Source organism: Streptococcus danieliae (assembly GCF_025447695.1).
GTDB lineage: Bacteria > Bacillota > Bacilli > Lactobacillales > Streptococcaceae > Streptococcus > Streptococcus danieliae.
The window spans coordinates 1-6104 of sequence record NZ_JAOBSU010000106.1 but is presented as its reverse complement, the minus strand read 5'-3'; the positions used below and the strand labels follow the sequence as shown (position 1 = coordinate 6104).

The 6104-nt window shown below is 47.2% G+C and carries 1 protein-coding gene and 1 pseudogene; both read right to left on the bottom strand.

Translation table 11 applies throughout. The features are described 5' to 3' along the window. Window positions 1-221: Rib/alpha-like domain-containing protein (locus N4310_RS08610; protein WP_338092451.1), on the bottom strand; the 221-nt coding region annotated here is incomplete at its 3' end. 4167 nt (window positions 222-4388) lie between these two features. Beyond that, window positions 4389-5999 (bottom strand): annotated as a pseudogene (locus tag N4310_RS08605) (KxYKxGKxW signal peptide domain-containing protein); the annotation flags it as partial. Window positions 6000-6104 lie beyond the last annotated feature (105 nt).

Genomic DNA, 6104 nt, shown 5'->3' with positions numbered 1-6104 from the left:
TCAAACTCAACCTTGGTACCTACTGGAAGATCTCCGAGGTTAGAGATTGATTTAGATGGATCAACTGGATCACCAACATTAACCGTTTGGTCAACTGGGCTTGGTTGGTTGCTGTCTGTCTGTACAGATTCACTTAGAGATTCAGATACGGATTCGCTTACTGATTCAGATACAGACTCAGACGCTGATGCTGATTCACTTACTGATTCTGATACAGACACTGACTCAGATGCTGATACTGATTCACTTACAGACTCAGATACAGATACGGACTCAGATACTGATACTGACTCACTCACGGATTCAGATACTGACTCACTTACTGACTCGGACACTGACTCGCTTACCGATTCTAATACTGATTCGCTTACGGACTCGGAGACAGACTCGCTTACCGATTCAGATACTGACTCACTCACGGACTCAGACACTGACTCGCTTACCGATTCTGATACTGATTCGCTTACGGACTCAGACACGGATTCACTTACGGATTCAGATACTGACTCACTTACTGACTCGGAGACTGATTCAGACACGGATTCACTTACAGACTCTGATACTGACTCAGACTCAGATACTGATACTGACTCACTTACGGATTCAGATACTGACTCACTTACGGACTCGGACACTGACTCGCTTACGGATTCAGATACGGATTCGCTTACGGACTCGGAGACAGACTCGCTTACGGATTCAGACACGGATTCACTTACTGACTCGGAGACTGATTCAGACACGGATTCACTTACTGACTCGGATACGGATTCGCTAACAGATTCTGATACTGACTCGGATACGGATTCACTTACTGACTCGGATACTGACTCGCTTACCGATTCAGATACTGACTCACTCACGGACTCAGACACTGACTCGGATACTGATTCGCTCACGGATTCAGACACTGACTCTGATACCGATTCGCTTACGGACTCAGACACTGACTCTGATACTGACTCGCTTACGGACTCAGACACTGACTCACTTACTGACTCAGATACTGATTCGCTTACCGATTCAGATACGGATTCAGACACTGACTCTGATACTGACTCGCTTACCGATTCAGATACGGATTCAGACACTGACTCTGATACTGATTCGCTTACGGATTCGCTTACGGACTCGGAGACAGACTCACTTACGGACTCAGACACGGATTCACTTACTGACTCACTCACGGATTCAGATACTGACTCACTTACGGACTCTGATACTGACTCAGACACTGACTCACTTACGGATTCTGATACTGACTCAGACACTGACTCGCTTACGGACTCTGATACTGATTCGCTCACAGACTCAGACACTGACTCGCTTACGGATTCAGACACGGATTCAGATACTGACTCGCTTACGGATTCTGATACTGACTCACTTACGGACTCAGACACTGACTCTGATACTGATTCGCTTACGGACTCAGACACTGACTCACTTACGGACTCAGACACGGATTCACTTACTGACTCTGATACAGACTCGCTTACTGATTCAGACACGGATTCACTTACTGACTCGCTTACGGATTCTGATACTGACTCACTTACGGACTCTGATACTGACTCGCTTACGGACTCAGACACTGACTCTGATACTAATTCGCTTACGGACTCAGACACGGATTCACTTACTGACTCTGATACTGACTCGCTTACTGATTCAGACACGGATTCACTTACTGACTCGCTTACGGACTCAGACACTGACTCTGATACTGATTCGCTTACGGACTCAGACACTGACTCACTTACGGACTCAGACACGGATTCACTTACTGACTCTGATACAGACTCGCTTACTGATTCAGACACGGATTCACTTACTGACTCACTTACTGACTCTGATACTGACTCACTTACGGACTCTGATACTGACTCACTTACTGACTCTGATACTGACTCGCTTACGGACTCAGACACTGACTCTGATACGGATTCGCTTACGGATTCAGACACTGACTCAGATACGGATTCACTTACTGACTCGCTTACCGATTCAGATACTGACTCACTTACTGACTCTGATACGGATTCGGAGACAGACTCGCTTACGGATTCAGACACTGACTCAGATACTGACTCGCTTACGGATTCTGATACGGATTCAGACACTGACTCACTTACTGATTCAGACACGGATTCACTTACTGACTCACTCACAGACTCAGACACGGATTCGCTTACTGACTCGGATACGGATTCGCTTACGGATTCAGACACTGACTCAGATACGGATTCACTTACTGACTCGCTTACCGATTCAGATACTGACTCACTCACGGATTCAGATACTGACTCACTTACTGACTCTGATACGGATTCGGAGACAGACTCGCTTACTGATTCAGATACTGACTCACTCACGGATTCAGACACTGACTCAGATACTGACTCGCTTACCGATTCAGATACGGATTCAGACACTGACTCACTTACGGACTCTGATACGGATTCGGAGACAGACTCGCTTACGGATTCTGATACTGACTCAGACACTGACTCTGATACTGATTCGCTTACGGATTCTGATACTGACTCAGACACTGACTCACTTACTGACTCGCTTACGGACTCTGATACTGATTCGCTCACAGACTCAGACACTGACTCGCTTACTGATTCAGACACGGATTCACTTACGGACTCGGATACTGACTCGCTTACGGACTCAGACACTGACTCTGATACTGATTCGCTTACGGACTCAGACACTGACTCACTTACTGACTCAGACACTGACTCAGATACTGATTCGCTTACGGACTCAGACACTGACTCACTTACGGACTCGGATACTGATTCGCTTACGGACTCAGACACTGACTCACTTACGGACTCACTTACTGACTCGGAGACTGATTCAGACACGAACTCACTTACGGATTCAGACACGGATTCGCTTACTGACTCGGATACGGATTCGCTAACAGATTCTGATACTGACTCACTCACGGACTCACTTACGGATTCTGATACGGATTCAGATACGGATTCGCTTACTGATTCAGATACGGATTCAGACACTGACTCGCTTACGGACTCAGACACTGACTCACTTACTGACTCGCTTACGGATTCAGATACTGACTCGCTTACGGACTCAGACACTGACTCACTTACGGATTCGGAGACTGACTCGCTTACGGATTCAGATACGGATTCGCTTACGGACTCAGACACTGATTCACTTACTGACTCAGATACTGATTCGCTTACGGACTCAGACACTGACTCACTTACGGACTCAGACACGGATTCACTTACGGATTCAGACACTGACTCACTCACGGACTCGGATACTGACTCGCTTACGGACTCGGATACTGATTCGCTAACAGACTCAGACACTGATTCGCTAACAGATTCTGATACGGATTCGCTTACGGACTCAGACACTGACTCACTTACTGACTCAGACACGGATTCACTTACTGACTCAGATACGGATTCACTTACTGACTCTGATACTGACTCGCTTACCGATTCAGATACGGATTCGCTTACGGACTCGGATACTGACTCACTTACGGACTCTGATACTGACTCAGACACTGACTCGCTTACCGATTCAGATACGGATTCAGACACGGATTCGCTTACGGATTCTGATACTGATTCAGAGACAGACTCACTTACGGATTCAGACACGGATTCACTTACTGATTCAGACACTGACTCACTTACTGACTCGGATACTGATTCGCTCACGGACTCAGACACGGATTCACTTACTGACTCGGATACTGATTCAGACACTGACTCGCTTACGGATTCTGATACTGATTCGCTAACAGATTCAGAAGTGGATTCGGACACCGACTCACTCACGGATTCAGATACAGACTCGCTTACGGACTCAGAGGTAGATTCGGATACAGAAGTACTGATTGACTCTGATACGGATTCTGACACAGAAGTACTAATCGATTCTGAAGTAGATAGAGATACACTCTCACTAACAGATAGAGATTCTGAAACAGAGAGGGAGGTGCTGGTACTTACTGATTCAGATGTACTTTGACTCACGGACAAGGACTCTGATACTGAAACGGAAGCACTGGTACTTGTTGACAAAGAGGTACTTTGACTCACAGACAAGGACTCTGATACTGAAACAGAGGCACTAGTACTTGCCGACAAGGAATTGCTTTGACTCACAGACAAGGACTCTGAAGCTGAAACGGAGGCACTGGTACTTGCCGACAAGGAGTTGCTTTGACTAGCGGAAAGAGACTCAGATAAGGACTGAGAAGACGACTGACTAGCAGCTAGAGAAGCTACCAGGCTATCGCTAACAGATTCTGATTCCGAAGCAGCCACCGCCTCACTTTCGCTCATAGACAAGGACTCCGAAGAATTGTCCTTTTTATAGACATAGTAAACTTCATTATTAGTAGATTCCGGATCTAGAACACCATTACTGATAGGCGACCCCACTACGACATAGCCTGGAATTTCAAGAGCTGCTGTGGTATAGGTTGACGCAGCCCAACCCTTTTGCACCACTTCCTCACGAAGGGGATTGTCACTCTGATCCACAAAATATGTAGTCTGCTCCACATAGGTAGCCCGGGGTCTAAATACAGCTGAAACACTCGTAGTTGTCTTAGTCGGACTCTCCCAAATCCACTCGGTTACGATATTGTCAGCTGCCGGTTTAATCGTCAACTGAGCCTGTCCTCTAAGAATACGATAAGCTAGAGAAAAGCCATCCTGAACTCTCTGAACATTCGTTGAAGTGAAAGTAATCGACTCTCGTGTTAACAGGTTTTGCTCCGAGTCAAAGGTGCTGACATAGTAATTTTGAAGATCCTTGGTTTTCGAAACCGTGATATAGTTACCTGTGCTCTCATCACGACCTACATATTCTGTATAGTAGCCTGGATTGGGATCTCTTGGTAGGTTTTCATGTGGTACCAAGTCATCAATGCCATAGCCTGGTAAATCAGCCGGCTCTGATAGGTCGCTGGTAGCTGTCGCTTGACGAAGAGCTGAACTTAAGGCACTTGTCCCGACTTCTTTTTCAGCCGTCACCGCTACCTTAAAGCTCGCCCTGCTGTCTACCCCCTCCTTAGCCAATTCAGCGACCAAGGCCTGGTTGCTCGTTTTCAAGGCCGATACAGCTGTCTGAATCTCAGTCAGGGTCGCAGACGAATTGCCCAAGACCGCTGTTGCAGCTACTAGATCAGCCTGGCTAGTTGCCAAGGCCGCCGCCAAATCCACAGAGCTGGAATCCGATACCTGCTCTTGGGCCAACTGATTCAGGAGCTCTGCGCCACTCTGCACCTGGGTCAATTCTGCTAGCCCAGCTTCCCGATCCTTACTCCCCTCTAGGACCTCAACTGAACCATTTTCTGACTGAACAAGGTCAGATTGACTGGTCTGGTCCGCTTTGCTTGCTTGGGATGAAAGAGCTTCTGAGCCAGGTAGCGACTCCGAGTTCGAAAGAACAGCACTTTCAGATAGAGACTCTGAAGCAGAGACAGATTCCGAGGCGCGGACAGACTCACTCACAGATAAAGAAAGCGACTCTGATGCAGATAGTGAAGCCGAAAGCGACGCTTCTACAGCAATCTCCTTGCTCTCAGACTGCTGGCTCACCTCAGTCGAAGTTTCCACCTCCACAACCGCTACAGAAGCTGCCGCAGAATCTACCTGCAAGGCAACCTCATCCTGGGTCGTTAACAGGTCACTAGCCACTTCTGACGAGGCCACGGTTTCCTCCGCAAAGGCCTCATCCGTTGCTAAGGCAGCCCCACCCATGAGGGCTCCCAGTGCTCCTGCTCCTTTTAAAACGGTGTTGGGTGAGAGCAGTTTAACCTCCAAGTCATCGTGACCCGATCGCTCAGTCCGACGTGCTACTGCTTTACCGAATAATAGGGTTCCAACTGTCGACACGACGGTACTCACCCAGTGCTTACCAGATTTGCGCAGCTTCACGCGCGTATGTCTGTAGGATTCTACATGTTTTCCATTTTTCAATCTCACAAGAACACAACCTTTCAAAAATTATAGTGAATGAAACAGAAACCACACACTTTGTGCTATACTATTTTTATGGCATATTCAGTAGATTTTCGTAAAAAAGTTCTT